This is a genomic window from Telluria sp. ZT3P25 (assembly GCF_059685895.1).
Genome location: NZ_JCASIJ010000001.1, coordinates 1793305 through 1810335, shown reverse-complemented (window position 1 = coordinate 1810335; position 17031 = coordinate 1793305). Strand labels below are relative to the sequence as shown.

The window sequence follows — 17031 nt, the reverse complement described above, 5'->3', positions numbered from 1 at the left end:
GCGCTTTTTTTTCGCCTCGCATATTTTGCACTGTGAAAGCCGGGGTCAGGTCTGACATTTGGACACGGTCTCGACAATTGGGTAGTCGAAACCATCTGGACCGGGCCATGCTCATGTTGGTCATGACACCATTGGCCGTAGCTCAGGCTGAGGCCGTGTCTGAATGTCAGACCTGACCCCGGCTGTAGACCCCGGCTGTACTATTCAGGCAGCGCTTGCTCCAGCGCCAGGCCGGCAAGTCGGGCAGTTGCCAGGAGGCGCTCTACGCCGTGGCCGTTGCGGGACTGCGCGGAGAGTCCCGTCATTGTCGCGCTGACGAAATCGGCCAGATATTCGGCCTGGTCCGGATAGCGCTGCGCAATATAGTCGCGTATGGCGGCCTCGGCTGCACTGTGCACGCGACGTGCCGCGCAGAAGGCTTGCGCATCCTTGGTGTGAATCCCTTCGAGCACCAGGCAGCCGGCAGCTTCCGGATCGGCGCCATACCGGCGCGCCGCTTCCTCCAGTACCGCTTTGAGGCAGGCCGCGACGGGGCGATCCGCTACCAGCAACGTCTGCAGTGGAATCGTGCCTGTGCTGCCATAGCGCACGAGGATGCGTTCATACAGTTCGGCTTTACTACCGAATGCGGCATAAAAACTGGGCGGGTTGATGCCGAGCGCCTGCGTGATGTCACTGATGCCGACCGCATCGTAGCCGCGCGCGTGAAACAGACGCTGGGCGCTCGCAACGGCCTGGTCGATATCGAAGTTGCGGGGACGTCCCCGGGGTTTGGCCATATCTGTAGTCATTCTTACATAATCCTTGACGAGCAATTTTCTGTGGATATATTATGTAACTCATCTTACATTAATCAACAGGGAGTGTCTCATGTCATCGTTTCAGGGAAAGTCAGTATTGGTTCTGGGTGGCAGCCGGGGTATCGGTGCGGCGATCGTCCGCCGCTTCGCTGCCGAAGGTGCGCTGGTCACGTTCACCTATGGCCAGTCAGCGCCAGCAGCGCACGAGCTGGCAACTGCCACGGGCAGCAAGGCGGTCATGACGGATAGTGCCGACCGCGACGCCGTGATCGCGCAGGTGCGCGCGAGCGGACCGCTGGACATTCTGGTGGTGAACGCCGGCATCGCGATCTTTGGCGATGCGCTCGACCAGGACCCGGACGCCATTGACAGGCTGTTCCGGATCAATGTCCATGCGCCCTATCACGCTGCGGTGGAAGCGGCGCGGCAAATGCCGGAAGGCGGACGCATCATCGTGATCGGGTCGGTCAATGGCGACCGGATGCCGGTGGCCGGCATGGCTTCCTACGCGCTGAGCAAGTCCGCCTTGCAGGGTTTGGCACGCGGACTTGCGCGCGACTTCGGCCCGCGTGGTATCACGATCAATGTCGTGCAGCCTGGGCCGATCGATACCGATGCGAACCCGGCCAATGGGCCGATGAGAGACCTCATGCACAGCTTCATGGCCATCAAGCGCTTTGGGCGGGCCGACGAGGTTGCGGGCATGGTCGCCTGGCTGGCCGGACCGGAGGCCGGATTCGTCACCGGGTCCATGCACACCATCGACGGCGCATTCGGTGCCTGATTTCTGACACCGGCAGGCAGCGTCTGGAACCAGGCCTTCCGGCATTTGACCAGTTTCTCTTGGTTCCACCGCCGATTGAATATATACTTCGTATACGATTCATATAACGGAGTATATCCATGGGCATTGTCAATATCGACGGCGACCTGCACGATCAGGTCCGGCTGGCCACCAAGGTCTCGTGCCGCTCCATCAATGCGCAGGCCGCATTCTGGCTCAAGGTCGGCATGCTGGCCGAGACCAATCCATCGCTCAGCTTCAACGAGATCATGGCGCGCGAACTGGCTGCGGCCGGGGTGGCGGTGCCGCCACTCGTCACAGGGTTGCGCGTCGCGTGACCAAGCAACCGCATGAACTGGCGCTGATGGCCGAATCGGGGCGCCTGCTGGCGTCCGTATTCGGGATGCTCGACTGCTTGTCCCTTGCGGGCATGACCACGCTCGACGTCGATACGCTGGTCGAGCGCTTCATCGTCGACGATCTGCACGCGCGCCCGGCCAGCAAGGGCCAGTACGATTACGGCTTCGTGTTGAACGCCTCCATCAACCACGTGGTCTGCCACGGCGTGCCCAACACGCGCGATGTACTCAGGGACGGCGACATCGTCAACTTCGACATCACGCTGGAAAAAAACGGCTTCATCGCCGACTCCAGCAAGACGTATCTGGTGGGCGATGTCGACCTGGCGGCCAAACGCCTGGTGCAGACGACCTACGAGGCACTGTGGAAAGGCATTCGCGCCGTGCGGCCGGGCGCACGCCTGGGCGACATCGGCGCGGCGATCGAGCGCCATGCGAAGCGCAATGGCTGTTCTGTGGTGCGAGAATACTGCGGCCATGGCATCGGGCGCGACATGCACGAAGAGCCGCAGGTGCTGCACTTCGGCGCCAAGGGCACGGGGCTGAAACTGGTCGAAGGCATGGTCTTTACGATCGAACCGATGCTCAATCGCGGCGGGCGCAGCGTGCGCACCGAAGAAGATGGCTGGACCGTGGTGACACGCGACGGCTCACTGTCGGCGCAGTTCGAACATACAGTGGCGGTGACAAAGACCGGGGTGGCGGTGTTGACGCTGCGGCCTGAAGAAGCCGGCATGATGCTAACCTAGGCGTGCCGGCTTAGAACACCAGCATGCGCCAGCCGGGCGCGCTGCCCTGCTCGACGAACGTGACCATGCCTTCAACGCCGGCGCATTGCGGCGCCAGCGCAGCCAGGTCTGCACCCAGGGCGCTCAATGCCTGGCTGCAGGCGCGGATCTCGACACCCAGATCGACCGTCGCATCCAGATGCCGCGCGACCGTCCAGCGGTCGGCGCCAAAGCCGGTGGGGCGCGCGCTGTGTTCACGCAGCAGCCACGCAACCGACTGGTTGGTAAACAACATCTTCACGGGCAGGTCGAGCGCCGCCGCAGCCTGCGCCGTCATGAACGGCGTCGTCAATGCCTCGGGCCGGGTCAGGTCGCACGACCAGACCATGATCGCCAGGCCTGCCTGCGCTGGAATCACGGCTTGATCCAGTCATCGACCGGTTCGAGCCGCATGCGCCGCTCGGCCTGCTCAACGAGATCGGCGCGATGTGCCAGTTGCGCGCGGTCGCGTTCCCAGTCGCTGGCCTGGATCACGGAAATCCAGCCGGCGCCGTACGGGTCCTGGTGGATCAGCTCGGGCTGTTCTTCCAGCGCCGTGTTGATCTCGACGATCGTGCCGGCCACCGGCGTCTTGATCGTCACGACCGTTTTGCTCAGCTCCACCACCCCCACCGTTTTGCCCTGCTCGACCTCGTTACCCACCGGCTTTGGACGGCACATGTAGAAATGGTTGCCGCTGATCTGGACACCGAATGCGCTCACGCCCACCTGCATACGGCCGTCACCCAGCGGGCGGCACCACATATCGTTGTCGAGGTCAAAATAGCAGTCGTCCGGATAGTCGAAGCCGAGGATGATCATAGGAGTGTGAAGAACAGGAACAGCAACAGAAAGAATGGCGGAAGGATGCGGGAGTCGAACCCACCCGGCGACGCATGGCGCCACCAACTGGGTTTGAAGCCCAGCCGCCCCACCAGGGACGATTTCCTTCCGTTGAGCCGCGATTTTACCTTGTACTGAAAAATTGCGTCAGGCTCACGGTGATTTCTCGGAAAACAGCAACGTTCCCGGCCGCAGCAGGTGCGCGTCGCCCACGCGGCGCAGCAGGCCAATGCGGTCAAAGAACTCGAGGATCTGGATCGCGCGCTTGCGCCCCAGGCCCGTCAGGTCGCGGAACCGCGCGGCCGTGACCTGGCCACCCGCCTCTTCCGCCGCCAGCTTTCGGGCCAGCGCCGCCAGCTCATGCATCACGGCCGGGTGATAGAACAGGTCCTTGACCACCTGGTACACATCGCCGCCGCGCGCCATGCGGCCCAGCACCTGGCGCACCTGCGCTTCGGGCAACCGAGCCTGCAGCGCGATGTCGCGCACCCACGGCGGATCGAAGCGCCCTTCGCGCAGCATCGGCAGTGCGTGCTCGGCCACGATCTGTTCGGCAGCGCGCAGGGCCACGCCGTGCTCCGGCAAATGCAGGAAGCCATTGCGACGGGCGAGCACGCCCGCCTCGATCATGTGGCTTGTGAGCTGCAACCACAGCGCCTCGGGCATGCGCGGCGCGGCCAGGCGGCGGGCGCGCTGCACGTCGGGGCCGATTTCATCCGGATACTTGTCGTGGAAGTCGCGCAAGGCCGCCAGCAGGCCGGCCTGCGCCTCGTCCAGACGCGCACGGGCGATCAGCCACTCGCCGCCGGCACCGACGACAATGTCCGGCACCGTCGCCAGGTCGAACGGCCAGCGCGCCAGGCCACTGCTGCGCAGCCACGTTGCGCCATTGACGCCGTACTGCGCCTGCGCCAGCGCGCCCAGCAAGCGGGTGAGCGGTTGATCGGCGCGCTGCGTTTCCAGGTACGCCAGGCGTTCGGGCGTCTGCCGGTAACGGATCGGGCCCAATGGATCGAGCACCTGGCCACCAGCCACCGTGCGCACTGCCGATGCGTCGCGCAGGATGAAACGGTCGCCATGCCAGACATTGGCCGGCTTGTGCAGCACGAGCTGGGCCGGCGCGCCGGCGCCCGGGGCGATGGACGGCTGGCCCAGCACGGCCACCGTCGCGAGGCAATCCTGGGTCGCTGCGTGCAGATGCACGAGCGTGCCCGAACGCAGTGGCTTGTCTTCGGTGGAGGCCACCTGCAGCCAGATATCGATCCGCTGCGTGGTCAAGGCGATGGCCGGATCGCACAACACCTGGCCGCGCAGGTCGTCCGTGCGTTCCAGGCCCGCCAGACCGACGGCGCAGCGCTGGCCCGCCTGGGCCACCTGGGCCGCGCGGCTGTGTACCTGCAGGCTACGCACGCGGTAAGAATCGTCTGGCGAGGATGCCAGCGACAACGCGTCGCCGATCGTCACGCCGCCCGCCGAAACGCTGCCAGCGACCACAGTGCCGACGCCATCCAGCGTGAAGGCACGGTCCAGGCCCATGCGGAAACCCGCGCCCTCCACGCCGTCGCCCGGCGCAGCCGCGAGCGCATCAACCAGGTCCGCGCGCAAGGCATCGATACCATCGCCGCGCACGCTCGAGACGTGCAGCACCGGGTAATCGTCCAGCCCGCTGCTGGCCAGCAGCGCGCGTACCCGCGCTTCGGTCTCGGCGATGCGCGCCGGCTCCACGCGGTCGATCTTGGTAATCACGGCCGCGCCGCGCCGCACGCCCAGCAGCGACAGGATCGTCGCGTGCTCGATCGTCTGCGGCATCGGGCCGTCGTCCGCCGCGATCAGCAGCAAGCCGAAGTCGATGCCGCTGGCGCCGGCCACCATCGTGCGCACGAGTTTTTCGTGGCCGGGCACGTCGACGAAGCCGATGCGCCGGCCGTCTTCCAGCGGCATCCAGGCATAACCGAGTTCGATGGTGATGCCGCGCCGTTTTTCTTCGGGCAGCCGGTCGGCGTCGATGCTCGTCAGCGCGCGCACCAGCGCCGTCTTGCCGTGGTCGATGTGGCCTGCAGTGCCGACAATCATGCAGAATCTCCGATGATGGCCAGGCGCAGGCCGGCCAGTTGATTGATGACCTCGTTCGGATCGTCGACGCAGCGGCAATCGAGCAGCACGCGGTCGTCGGCAATGCGGCCGATGATCGGCGCCGGCAAGCTGCGCATGGCGTCCGACAGTGCGTCGAGCGCCGTGCCCATGCCGCGCTTGCCGGACAGGACCGGCGCGATCGCCAGCCCGCACGATGGCAGGCGGTCGATCGGCAGTGAGCCGGAACCGATCTGGCTCAGCATAGGTTCGAGCGTGACCGTGTAGCGCGGCGCCAGCGCAGCGCGCAGCGGTTCCAGGATCGCGTTTGCCGCAACGGCCACCTGCTCCTGCGTGCGCGTCAGCCAGCGCAGCGTCGGCAATTCGCGCACGAGGAGTTCAGGTTGCAGGTACAGCTGCAAGGTCGCTTCCAGCGCCGCCAGCGGCAGCTTGGACAGGCGCAGCGCGCGCTTCATCGGAAACTTGCGAATGCGCCCGATGTGTTCGCGCGTGCCGACGATCAGGCCCGCCTGCGGCCCGCCCAGCAATTTGTCGCCCGAGAACATGACCACGTCGCAACCGTCCGCCAGCATCTGCTGCGGCGTCGGTTCCTGCGGCAAGCCGTACTTGCCCATGTCGATCAGCGAGCCGCTGCCCAGGTCCGACACGAGCGCCACGCCGCGGCTGCGGGCCAGCGGCGCCAGTTCGGCTTCGCTCACCGCACTGGTAAAGCCCTGCACCATGTAGTTGCTGGTGTGGACCTTGATCAGCATTGCGGTGCGCTCGGTGATCGCGCGCTCGTAGTCCGCCAGGTGCGTGCGGTTGGTGGTGCCTACCTCGACCATGCGCGCGCCGGCGCTGTCCATCACGTCCGGCATGCGGAAAGCGCCGCCGATTTCCACCAGTTCGCCGCGCGAGATGATCGCTTCGCGCCCGCCGCTCAGGGCGGCCAGCGACAGCAGCACCGCCGCAGCGTTGTTGTTGACCACCGTCGCCGCTTCGGCGCCAGTGATTTCGCACAGCAGGCCTTCGACGATGCTGTCGCGATCGCCCCGTGAGCCGCTGTCGAGGTTGTATTCGAGATTGTTCGGGCCGGCCATCATGGCCGTCAGGTGACGGATCGCCACGTCCGGCAGCACCGAGCGGCCCAGATTCGTATGAATGACCGTGCCGGTCAGGTTGATCACGCGGCGCATGCGAGGCGCGATGCGCGCAGCGATGCGCTCGGCCAGCACGCCGCCCAGCGCATCGGGCGTTACGGCGCTTGCCGCGAGCACGCCGGCCAGCGCCTGCGCGCGCAGGTCATCGACCAGCGCACGCGCCTGCCCGGCGACCAGCGTGTGGCCGTGGGCAGAAAGTTGCGCCTGCACCGATGGCAGACGCAGCAGTTTATCGATCGAAGGCAGTTCCTTGACTGTCGCCTTCGAGCCGTGGACCACGGACTCGCTGAGCGACATGATCAATTACTCCGGTTCGATGGTGGTGCGATGGCCGGTTCGCCCGGTGCGTCCTCGCCGCCCGACAAGAGCAGCAGATTCACGCCATGCGCCTCGTAGCCCGCTTCGGACACCAGGATGTCCAGCGTCAGCGACGCCAGGTCGTCCGCCACCGGATCGACATTGAGCTCGCGCTCCATGCGCACGATCTTGATGTAGTGGTGGCACTCGTCGCACGTTTCGGCTTGCACCGATGCCTGCGACGCGTCCTGCACCGCGCCATCGGTGGCCAGCGCCTCGAGTGAATGGTAGTGGATACCCTTGGTGCTTTCGCAGTGGCTACACTTGACCCGCACCATATGCCACTGCGCCGAACACAGCGAGCAGTGCAGATAGCGGAAGTTGCTGCCGGTCTGGTCAACGCGCGTGATCGACGACGTCGGCAGACTGCCGCAGCATGGGCAGGTCGTCATGTCGAGCGTGCGGCCATACGGCTGCTGGCGCGCGGCGCCATACGCTTCCTGGATCGCCAGGACCATATTCGTCCAGTACACCTGCAGACCGGCCGCCACCAGCGGTGCGGCGCTCATGTCCAGGCCCGCCGCGCCCTGCAGCAGCAGTTCGGCCTGGCCTTCGAGATGGTCGTCGCCGGCGGCCAGCAGGCTCTGCACGGCAGCTTGCGCCGGGCTGCCCGCCAGACGCGGGACCAGCAGTTCCAGCATGCGGCGCATTGCGCTGCGCCAGACCGGATCGCGCGGCCACAGCGGCGCCGGCACCGGTGCCTGGGCAGCGCGCGCGGCGGCGGCCAGGTCGTCCAGCGTCGGCAGCGTAACGGTCGGGTAATCCTGCAACACTTCGTGCTGCACGGCGGCCAGTTCGGCGGCAAACAGTAAAAAGTCGTGCATCGCGTGCCCCGGCGCCAGCTGGCGCAGACGGGTCGCACGGGCGGAGAACAACTCGCGGCGCACCGGGAGTTGGATATACGGCATTTGCTCGCCAGCCCGGACAGCGATTTCTTCGGGGCTGAGCAGCTTTGAGGCTTTGGTAATGCTCATGGAAAGGATGCTTCCTATTCGGTTCGTGCGATGGTCAATCCGATCGGCCGGGGCCCATTTACTGCCCCCGTTAGTGGAAAGACCGTCGTTCCCGCGGTGGCGGAAACGACGGTCTCGACAGCCAGCTTAGCCGAACAATACTACGTTAGCGCTTGTTGCGCTTGGCGTCCTCTGCCACTTCCTTGTACCACAGCGGATGGTGCGACTTGGCCCAGTCCTCGTGCACGGTGCCACGGGTCATGGCGCGGAACGAACCTTTGACCCAGATAGCGGCGTACACGTGCATGATCACGCTCAGCACCAGTGCCAGGGCCGAAGCCGCGTGCACCAGCATCGCGAAACGACGCAGCGGAATCGGGAAGAAGTCCGCGAACCATGGTTGCCAGAACATGAAGCCGGTGATCAACAGCAGCACCAGGCTCACGGCAAAGATCCAGAACACGCCTTTCTGGCCCGCATTGTACTTGTGTACAGGCGGCATCGCGTGCTCGTTACCCTTGAGGAGTTCCGGCGCCTTCTTGACCCAGGCCGTATCGGTCTTGGTCCAGAAGTTGTCGCGCACCACGGCGAAGAACAGGAACACGAAACCCAGCACCATCAGCAAACCGAAGAACGGATGCAGGATGCGGGTCCACTGTCCGCCGCCGAAGAACATCGAGAAGAAGAACATCGACGGATGGAACAAGGCCAGGCCAGTCAATCCGGCGCAGATGAACAACAGAGCCACGGCCCAGTGGTTCATGCGCGTCATGTCGCGATAGCGAGTGATAAACATGGTCTTCTCCTTATACCCGTTCGTCGTCGCGCTGGTCGGGACCAGGCGTCGGCTGAACATCGGGTTCGTCGTGGTGCGTCTCGATCGGGCCGACCTTCATGTAGTGGAAGAAGCCGGCCACAGCAGCACCGACCATCGCAGCCACACCCAGCGGCTTGGCGATACCCTTCCACAGCGCCACGGTCGGGCTGATGGTCGGGTTCTCGGGCAGGCCGGCATACAGGTTCGGCTTGTCCGCGTGCTGCAGCACGTACATCACGTGCGTGCCGCCCACACCAGCCGGGTTGTACAAACCGGCGTTCTTGTAACCACGTTCCTTCAGGTCGATCACGCGGTCACCCGCGTAGTCGATCATGTCTTCCTTGGTGCCGAAACGGATGGCGCCAGTTGGACAGATCTTCACGCAGGCCGGTTCCATGTTCACTGCAACGCGGTCGGCGCACAGTGAGCACTTGTAGGCCTTCGAGTCCACCTTGCTGATGCGTGGCACATCGAACGGGCACCCGGCAACGCAGTAGCCGCAGCCGATGCAGTTTTCGCTGATGAAGTCAACGATACCGTTCGTGTACTTGACGATCGCGCCAGGCGCCGGGCAGGCCTTCAGGCAGCCTGGCTCGTCGCAGTGCATGCAGCCGTCCTTGCGGATCAGCCACTCCAGGCGATCGCCCTCTTCCTCGGACTTGGTCACGACTTCCGAGAACTTCATGACGGTCCACGACTGTGGCGTCAGGTCGATCGGGTTGTCGTAGGTACCGTGGTTTTCGCCGATTTCATCGCGCAGATCGTTCCACTGCATGCAGGCCACCTGGCACGCCTTGCAGCCGATGCAGCTGGACACGTCGATCAGCTTGGCAACTTCCGGCTTGTGCGTACGGGCCACCGGCGACTGCGTGGTGGTTGCCGAACGCGCCGCAATATCGAGAGATTGTAATGAAGACATTGTTTAGACCCTTTCGATATTGACCAGGAACGACTTGAATTCCGGGGTCTGGGTATTTGCATCGCCCACGAATGGGGTCAGCGTATTGACCAGGAAGCCCGGCTTGGCCACACCGACAAAGCCCCAGTGGTTCGGCAGACCCACTGTATCGACCTTCATGCCATCGCAGTCGAGTTGCGGAATACGCTTGGTCACCAGGCACTTGGCCTTGATGAAGCCGCGCATCGACGACACCTTGACCATATCGCCATTCGAGATACCCTTGGCCTTGGCCAGCTGCTCGCCAATTTCCACGAACTGCTGTGGCTGGATAATCGCGTTGGAGACAACGTTCTTGGTCCAGTAGTGGAAGTGCTCGGTCAAGCGGTAGCTGGTCGCGACATACGGGAAGTCCTTGGCCGTACCGAACGCTTCCATGTCGCCCTTGAACACGCGCGCCGCCGGATTGGAACGGGCAAGCGGGTTTTTCGGGTGCATCGGATTGACCGGGAACGGCGACTCGAACGGCTCGTAGTGCTCTGGCAGCGGGCCTTCGGCCATGCCGGTCGGTGCGAACAGACGCGCCACACCTTCAGACGTCATGATGAACGGCTGCGTACGGTTCTCTTCGGCCGGATCGGCATCAGGACGGATGTCCGGAATATCCGAACCGGTCCAGGCCGTACCGTTCCACGAAATCAGGTTCAGCGCGGGATTCCACGGCTTGCCCGTTTTTGGATCGGTCGATGCGCCGTTGTACAGCACGCGGCGGTTTGCCGGCCAGGCCCAGGCCCAACCCAGCGTTTGCCCGATGTTGTACGGGTCCGCATTGTCGCGGCGCGCCATCTGGTTGCCCGCCTGCGTCCATGCGCCGGCATACACCCAGCAGCCGCTCGCGGTGCTGCCATCGTCGCGCAGCACGCCAAAGCCCGGCACCTGCTCGCCAGCCTTCAGGATGAGCTTGGTCGGATCTTTTGCGTCATAGATATCGGCCAGCGCCTTGCCGTTGAATTCCTTGGCAAGCTCTTCAGCAGAAGGGCTGTGCGGAATCTTGTACGGCCACGACAGCTTGGTGATCGGATCCGAGAAGGCACCGCCATCTTTCAGATAGAGGTTCTTCATGCGCGTGAACAGGTCGGCGATGATCTCGATGTCCGGCTTGCACTCGTACGGCGCTTCGGCGCCCTTCCAGTGCCACTGCAGCCAGCGGCTCGAGTTCGACAGCGAACCGTCTTCTTCGGCGAAGCACGTGGTCGGCAGGCGGAACACGGTCGTCTGGATCTTGCTTGGATCGACGTCGTTCGACTCGCCGAAGTTCTTCCAGAACTCGGACGTTTCGGTGTTCAACGGATCCATCGTGACCAGGAACTTCAGCTTCGACAGACCGGCGATGATCTTCTTCTTGTTCGGGAACGATCCGACCGGGTTGAAGCCCTGGCAGATGTAACCGTTCAATTTACCTTGACCCATCAATTCAAACGCCTGCAGCACGTCGTACAGCTTGTCGATTTTCGGCAAGTAGTCGAAGGCCCAGTTGTTCTCTTTGGTCGCGGCATCGCCCCACCAGGATTTTTGCAGGCTGACGAAGAACTTGGGATAGTTCTGCCAGTAGCTCATCTGGTTCGGACGCAAAGGCTTCAGTGCGCGCGGCTTGTAGTACGTCTCGAGGTCCTGCTCCTTGTCGGTTGCCAGCGACAGATAGCCCGGCAGCGAGTTCGACAGCAGACCCAGGTCGGTCAGACCCTGGATGTTGGAGTGACCGCGCAGTGCGTTCAGGCCACCGCCGGCGATACCGACGTTACCCAAGAGCAGCTGCATGATTGCGCCGGTACGGATGATCTGGCTACCCTGGCTGTGCTGGGTCCAGCCCAGTGCGTACAGGATCGTCATCGCACGGCCCGGCTGGGCAGTCGATGCGATGTATTCGCAGACCTTCAGGAATTGCTTGACCGGGGTACCGGTGATCTTGCTGACCTGCTCAGGGGTGTAGCGCGAATAATGGCGCTTCATCACTTGCAGCACGCAACGCGGGTGCTCCATGGTCGGATCGACCTTGGCGTAACCGTCGTCACCCATTTCGTAGCCCCAGCTTTCATTGCTGTAGCGACGCTTGGCTTCGTCGTAACCCGAGAACAGACCGTCCTGGAAGTCGAAGCCTTCGTTCACGATGAACGGGGCGTTGGTGTAGCTCCGGACGTATTCGGTCTGGATCTTGTTGTTGGTCAGCAGATAGTTCAGGACGCCGCCCAGGAAGGCGATGTCCGAGCCAGCGCGGATCGGCGCGTAATAGTCGCTCATGGCGGCCGAACGCGTAAAGCGCGGGTCTACCACGACCAGCTTGGCTTTATTGTGATGCTTTGCTTCAATAACCCATTTAAAACCGCATGGGTGTGCTTCAGCGGCATTGCCGCCCATGATCAGTACAACATCGGCATTCTTGATGTCAACCCAATGGTTGGTCATCGCTCCTCGTCCGAACGTCGGGGCCAGACCGGCCACCGTAGGTCCGTGTCAAACGCGAGCCTGGTTATCGAATACGAGCATGCCCATCGAACGCATCGCTTTGTGCGTGATGTAGCCCGTTTCGTTGCTCGACGCGGACGCGCACAGCATACCCGTGCTCGTCCAGCGATTGACCAGCTGGCCTTCGGCGTTGGTCGGAATGAAGTTCGCATCGCGGTCAGCCTTCATCAGGCCAGCCAGACGCGTCATTGCCTCATCCCACGAAACGCGTTTCCATTCGTTGGTGCCAGGTTCACGGACTTCCGGGAACTTGAGACGGTTTGGCGAATGGATGAAGTCGAGCAAGCCGGCGCCTTTCGGGCACAGCGTACCGCGATTGACCGGGTGATCCGGGTCGCCTTCAATGTGGATGATGTCCGAGGTAACGTTCTTTGCGCCGTCGCCCAGACTGTACATCAGCAGGCCGCAGCCCACCGAGCAGTACGGACACGTGTTGCGCGTCTCCTTGGCTTTCGCCAATTTATAGTGCCGCGTCTCTGCCATCGCCGGCAACGGCGAGAAGCCGAGCGCGACGATGGTGGAGGCGGCGAGTCCCGCACCGCTTGCGCGGAGGAACTGCCTTCTGTTCATGCCCATCTAGATTCTCCTGCTAGTAATGGATTGCGCACATCAGAATGGGGTTAGCCAGGGTCGTCGCCCTGGCTTTCTTTCCATCCTGACCGTTACCGGAGCCACCATGCGCCGGTGTGCGCGCCGTTGGACTCGCCAGCAATTATTTTGCTGGCGGCGTCGCTGCCTGCGTGGTGGCGCCATCGCCACCCGTTGGTTCTGAAGCACCGCTGTCGCGGGGTTTGTTCGAGTCTGCATCCTGGCCGGCAACCATGCCGCCGATCGCGGTACCACCTTCGGCGGGACCGGTTTCCGGCACGGCCGCATCGGCGTTCACCGATTCCGATTTCAGGCCTGCGTGCGGATCAATGGCCGCGCCATTCGGACCGGCGACGTCCGGCGTCTGCACCGGCGCGGTCGTTTCCTTCTTCTGGCACGCGGCCAGAGCGAATACGGCGGTCGCTACGATGGCTGCATTGCGCAGGGTAAGTGCTGTTTGTTTGAGGTGAATCATTGCAATATCCATTGACTTAGAGATACAACTGAAAATATAGCGGAAATGCGGAACTACTTGAATAAGTATTTTACGCACAGCCGTTCGCAAAGGGTGACATTCCGTGAGTTTTGACCCGCTTTTATGACGAATATTTTCGTCAAAGGCGGATGTAAAGACTATCTGGCCGCCAAATTGACGGTTTTATCGACATTTTTACTGTTTCCGCCCTACTTTCTGGCGGCTAACAACCACAAGGCGGCGCTAGTGTAGCCTGCCTTGGCGCGCGTTGCAGAAGCGCGTCAAATTTCGGATCCTCGCCCAAGAAATCGCTGCCACGCAGAGTGCGATTGATCAGTATCGGTGGGGCACGCATCCACCACGCTTCTTACCCTATTCACATCAAACGACGCGGTCGCGTCAAGTGCTATGTAGCAAAAATGGTATTTACCAACAGGCCATAACAAAAAATGGTTGCGCCTAACATTTAGTGTTATATTATTTTACAGCTTGCATGGACGCCGCCCCTACGCCCCTGACGAGCACGGTATTTCCAGCAGAGAGTCCCGGCAGATGGGCTCTTCACAACAAAGACGGAGACAACAGAATGAAGCATCTGAATCGATCGGCGATTGCCGTGGGCGTGGCACACCTGTGCTGGTTGTCCGCAGCGTTTGCCCAGGAAGCCGCCCCGGCCCCTGCCGAAGCGCAGGTCGTTAAAATCACCGGGCAGCGCGCCGCACTCAACAGCGCACAGCAACTCAAGCGAAATTCGGACGAGGTCGTCGATTCGATCGTCGCCGACGACATCGGCAAACTGCCCGATAAATCGATCACCGAAGTCCTGCAACGCATCCCTGGCGTCACCATCGACCGCACCATGTCGCGCTCCGACCCGGAACACTTCTCGGTTGAAGGCTCGGGCGTATCGATCCGTGGCCTGACCTGGGTGCGCTCGGAACTCAACGGCCGCGATTCGTTCTCGTCCAACGGCGGCCGCGCACTGAGCTTCGAGGATGTCCCGCCTGAGCTGATGGCCGGCGTCGACGTCTACAAGAACCCGTCCGCCGAACAGATCGAAGGCGGCATCTCCGGCCTGGTCAACCTGCGTACGGCACTGCCGTTCGATATCAAGGGCCAGCGCATCTCGGGCAGCGTCGAAGGCACGTACACCGAACTGAACAAGAAGAAGGACCCGGCCGGCTCGTTCATGTATTCGAACCGCTGGAAAACCGGCATGGGCGAATTCGGCGCCTTGGTCAACTTCGCCAGTTCGAACAGCAACACGCGCACTGATGCCTTCCAAGTCGAGCCGTACTACCCGATCGCAGGTGCCGAGCCTGGCCGTACCGTATGGGTCCCGAAGGGCGCGCAATGGCGCACGCTCGATTTCGAGCGCAAGCGCCAGGGCGCTTATGCCGCGCTGCAGTGGAAGCTTGACAACACTCTGCGAAGCCACATCACGTACTTCAAATCGAAGTACGACATGCAGTGGGACGAGAACGCCCTGTTCTCCGCTGAAGGCACCCCGACCAATCTGCGTGTCAGCAATGGTGTCTACGACGCGAACGGCGCTTTCCTGAGCGGCCAGATTACGAACCCGACCGATGGCGCCATCGAGTACGCCAACAACAGCCGCACCTCGACGCGCGACTCGTCGACCACCGACGTTGCCTGGAACATCGAATGGAAGCCAAGCCCGAACTGGACGTTCACTTCGGATATCCAGCACGTCAAGGCAAAGTCGGAAGGATTCGACTCGACCGTGGCGCTCGGCACACTGGTGCCGTCGCTGAACCTGGATCTGACGGGCAGCCATCCGAACATCCTGTTCAACGCCGCCGAGGCAGCGCGAATGAGCGACCCGGCCAACTATTTCTGGGCCTTTACCCAAGAACACCGCGACCGCAGCGTGACCGAGCAAAAAGCCTGGAAAGGCGACGTCAAGTACGAGTTCGATCATCCGGTGCTTCGCGACATTCGCTTTGGCGTACGCCTGACCGACCGCGATGCCAAGACCATCAACTCCAACCCAAGCTACAACTGGGTTGGCATCTCGCAACGCTGGATGATGCCATGGCAAATCAATCAGCTCGCCACGCTAAGCGACCCGCGTTTCAACGCGCCGACCACGGTCAACAACTTCCCGAACTTCTTCAACGGCGATGCCAGCGTCCCGGCGATCGTGTTCCCGGCCAAGGAACTCACTACTGGCTATCCGGGCACGTACGCCAATCTGCACAGCTTCCACGACGTACTGTGCACGCAGGCAGGTAATACCTGCACTCCCTGGAAAGCAGCCGTGTTCGGCGAAGCCAATCCGTCAGGCGACAACGAGCAAGCCGAGAAGACCAAGGCGCTCTACACGCAGCTGCGCTTTGCCTTTGATGACTTGCGCATGCCGATCGACGGTAATGTAGGCGTCCGCTATGTCAAGACCGACAACAAGTCGTTCGGCTACACGGTGTACAACTCCACGTTCACCATTCCACCGGGCGGGACCACTGGTCTGGGCGTACCGGTCATCGCGCCGTTCGCTGCGCGCGAGGACTACGAGAATAGCTACCACAACTGGTTGCCGAGCTTGAACCTGCGCATGAAGGCAACCGATCAGCTGCAATTCCGCTTTGCGCTCGGCAAGGGCATGTCGCGGCCTGACTTCGGCCAGCTGCAGGCCTACACCACGCTTAGCCAGAGCGTGACAAGTTCGACCACCGGCACTGGTGCCGCACAAGTCACCAACGTGACATCGGTCGGCCATACAGGTGAATCGGTCGGCAATCCTCTACTGCGCCCTGTCACCTCGCGCAATATGGACCTGACGGCGGAATGGTACTTCGCGCAGGCCGGGTCGCTGACCTTCGCCGTGTTCGACAAGCGCCTGAAAGACATCATCATCAAGCAGAACGCAAGCTATCAGCTGACCGATACTGCAGGCCGTGCAATCGATTTCAATGTCGCCACCCCAGTGAACGGCGCCCGCGGGACGGCGCGTGGTATCGAGATGGCGTACCAGCAGTACTTCGACAAGCTGCCAGGCTGGTTGTCAGGTTTTGGTGTGCAGGCGAACTACACGCACGTCAAGAGCAAACGCGAGTTGTACAACCCGGTGTTCTCGGAATACTGCAGCAACGTCACGGGCGCGGCCAACATCAATCTGAACATCAACGGTTGTGACACCGATGGCCGCACCTTCGGTAACCTGCCGCTCGATTACCTGTCACGCAATTCGTACAATCTGGCGGCACTGTATGACAAGGGCCCATGGTCGGCGCGTCTGGCGTACAGCTGGCGCTCGAAGAGCCTGCTCGGTGTCAACAACAACGGCACGAACGGCACGAACGGCGTTGACACCAATCCGAACAGCTCGACCTTCGGCCAGAACGTCATCGCCTGGGGCTTGCCGATCTGGGCCGACGACTACGGTCAGCTCGACGGCGGCGTGAGCTACAAGTTCAACGAGAACTTCCGCATTGACTTCCAGGGTACCAACCTTACGGACGCGAAGTACAAGCAGATCATGACGCACCACATCGGCGACAAGGGCCGTGCGTGGTTCGTCAGCGGTCCCCGCTACAGCGTGCGTCTGGGCGTGACGTTCTAAGTCGATGCCGATGTAATCCCGACGCCCGCTGACCTGCCGCCCCGCGCGGCAGGT

General features: G+C 62.4%; 14 protein-coding genes and 1 tRNA gene. 4 read left to right on the top strand and 11 right to left on the bottom strand.

All coding sequences use genetic code 11. The features are described from left to right. Positions 1 to 200: 200 nt before the first annotated feature. Positions 201 to 791, bottom strand: a complete 591-nt coding sequence (locus tag AC56LY_RS08175) for a TetR/AcrR family transcriptional regulator (protein ID WP_499578205.1) — start codon at positions 789 to 791, stop codon at positions 201 to 203. 79 nt (positions 792 to 870) lie between these two features. Between AC56LY_RS08175 and bdcA the strand changes: the two genes are divergently transcribed. From bdcA to map, 3 genes are all read left to right on the top strand, one after another. After that, a complete protein-coding gene (gene bdcA, locus AC56LY_RS08170; protein WP_499578203.1) occupies positions 871 to 1584 on the top strand; it encodes an SDR family oxidoreductase in 714 nt (237 codons plus the stop codon). A gap of 119 nt (positions 1585 to 1703) precedes the next feature. Continuing rightward, entirely contained in the window at positions 1704 to 1922 is a 219-nt protein-coding gene (locus AC56LY_RS08165; protein WP_183552352.1) for a ParD-like family protein, read from the top strand. Then, positions 1919 to 2692: a type I methionyl aminopeptidase gene (gene map, locus AC56LY_RS08160; protein ID WP_499578200.1), complete on the top strand. Its 774-nt coding sequence runs from the start codon at positions 1919 to 1921 to the stop codon at positions 2690 to 2692. Before AC56LY_RS08165 ends, map begins: the two co-directional genes overlap by 4 nt. A 10-nt stretch (positions 2693 to 2702) precedes the next feature. Here map and AC56LY_RS08155 read toward each other — a convergent pair whose 3' ends face one another. The 10 genes from AC56LY_RS08155 to AC56LY_RS08110 form a co-directional block, all read right to left on the bottom strand. After that, a complete protein-coding gene (locus tag AC56LY_RS08155; protein WP_499578197.1) occupies positions 2703 to 3089 on the bottom strand; it encodes a DsrE family protein in 387 nt (128 codons plus the stop codon). Further along, positions 3086 to 3532 (bottom strand): glycine cleavage system protein H, encoded by a 447-nt coding sequence (locus tag AC56LY_RS08150; RefSeq protein ID WP_499578195.1) that lies wholly within the window; start codon positions 3530 to 3532, stop codon positions 3086 to 3088. The genes AC56LY_RS08155 and AC56LY_RS08150 overlap by 4 nt, the downstream gene beginning before the upstream one ends. Before the next feature lie 35 nt (positions 3533 to 3567). Further along, positions 3568 to 3663, bottom strand: a tRNA-Sec gene (locus AC56LY_RS08145). Between the two features lie 43 nt (positions 3664 to 3706). After that, entirely contained in the window at positions 3707 to 5626 is a 1920-nt protein-coding gene (selB, locus tag AC56LY_RS08140) for a selenocysteine-specific translation elongation factor (RefSeq protein ID WP_499578193.1), read from the bottom strand. Continuing rightward, positions 5623 to 7080, bottom strand: coding sequence for an L-seryl-tRNA(Sec) selenium transferase (selA, locus tag AC56LY_RS08135; RefSeq protein WP_499578191.1), 1458 nt, complete (start codon positions 7078 to 7080; stop codon positions 5623 to 5625). The genes selB and selA overlap by 4 nt, the downstream gene beginning before the upstream one ends. A 2-nt stretch (positions 7081 to 7082) precedes the next feature. Continuing rightward, positions 7083 to 8114 (bottom strand): formate dehydrogenase accessory protein FdhE, encoded by a 1032-nt coding sequence (gene fdhE, locus AC56LY_RS08130; protein WP_499578189.1) that lies wholly within the window; start codon positions 8112 to 8114, stop codon positions 7083 to 7085. A gap of 145 nt (positions 8115 to 8259) precedes the next feature. After that, positions 8260 to 8889, bottom strand: a complete 630-nt coding sequence (locus AC56LY_RS08125) for a formate dehydrogenase subunit gamma (RefSeq protein ID WP_499578187.1) — start codon at positions 8887 to 8889, stop codon at positions 8260 to 8262. Positions 8890 to 8899: 10 nt separating this feature from the next. Next, positions 8900 to 9829 carry a formate dehydrogenase subunit beta gene (gene fdxH / locus AC56LY_RS08120; protein WP_482898745.1) on the bottom strand — a complete coding sequence of 310 codons (930 nt, stop codon included), beginning with the start codon at positions 9827 to 9829 and terminating at the stop codon, positions 8900 to 8902. A 3-nt stretch (positions 9830 to 9832) separates the two neighbouring features. After that, entirely contained in the window at positions 9833 to 12907 is a 3075-nt protein-coding gene (fdnG, locus tag AC56LY_RS08115; protein ID WP_499578183.1) for a formate dehydrogenase-N subunit alpha, read from the bottom strand. Positions 12908 to 13043: 136 nt separating this feature from the next. Next, entirely contained in the window at positions 13044 to 13394 is a 351-nt protein-coding gene (locus AC56LY_RS08110; RefSeq protein WP_499578181.1) for a hypothetical protein, read from the bottom strand. Between the two features lie 586 nt (positions 13395 to 13980). On the opposite strand from AC56LY_RS08110, the gene AC56LY_RS08105 reads away from it, so the two are divergent. Continuing rightward, positions 13981 to 16977, top strand: coding sequence for a TonB-dependent receptor (locus tag AC56LY_RS08105; RefSeq protein ID WP_499578179.1), 2997 nt, complete (start codon positions 13981 to 13983; stop codon positions 16975 to 16977). The last annotated feature ends 54 nt before the right edge of the window (positions 16978 to 17031 follow it).

What these genes read in the sequence shown, in the direction of transcription:
- selA (WP_499578191.1), bottom strand. Translation starts at nt 7,080, where the DNA reads ATGTCGCTCAGCGAGTCCGTGGTCCACGGCTCGAAGGCGACAGTCAAG.
- AC56LY_RS08105 (WP_499578179.1), top strand. Translation starts at nt 13,981, where the DNA reads ATGAAGCATCTGAATCGATCGGCGATTGCCGTGGGCGTGGCACACCTG.
- AC56LY_RS08165 (WP_183552352.1), top strand. Translation starts at nt 1,704, where the DNA reads ATGGGCATTGTCAATATCGACGGCGACCTGCACGATCAGGTCCGGCTG.
- AC56LY_RS08175 (WP_499578205.1), bottom strand. Translation starts at nt 791, where the DNA reads ATGACTACAGATATGGCCAAACCCCGGGGACGTCCCCGCAACTTCGAT.
- fdhE (WP_499578189.1), bottom strand. Translation starts at nt 8,114, where the DNA reads ATGAGCATTACCAAAGCCTCAAAGCTGCTCAGCCCCGAAGAAATCGCT.
- bdcA (WP_499578203.1), top strand. Translation starts at nt 871, where the DNA reads ATGTCATCGTTTCAGGGAAAGTCAGTATTGGTTCTGGGTGGCAGCCGG.
- AC56LY_RS08125 (WP_499578187.1), bottom strand. Translation starts at nt 8,889, where the DNA reads ATGTTTATCACTCGCTATCGCGACATGACGCGCATGAACCACTGGGCC.
- AC56LY_RS08110 (WP_499578181.1), bottom strand. Translation starts at nt 13,394, where the DNA reads ATGATTCACCTCAAACAAACAGCACTTACCCTGCGCAATGCAGCCATC.
- fdxH (WP_482898745.1), bottom strand. Translation starts at nt 9,829, where the DNA reads ATGTCTTCATTACAATCTCTCGATATTGCGGCGCGTTCGGCAACCACC.
- selB (WP_499578193.1), bottom strand. Translation starts at nt 5,626, where the DNA reads ATGATTGTCGGCACTGCAGGCCACATCGACCACGGCAAGACGGCGCTG.
- AC56LY_RS08150 (WP_499578195.1), bottom strand. Translation starts at nt 3,532, where the DNA reads ATGATCATCCTCGGCTTCGACTATCCGGACGACTGCTATTTTGACCTC.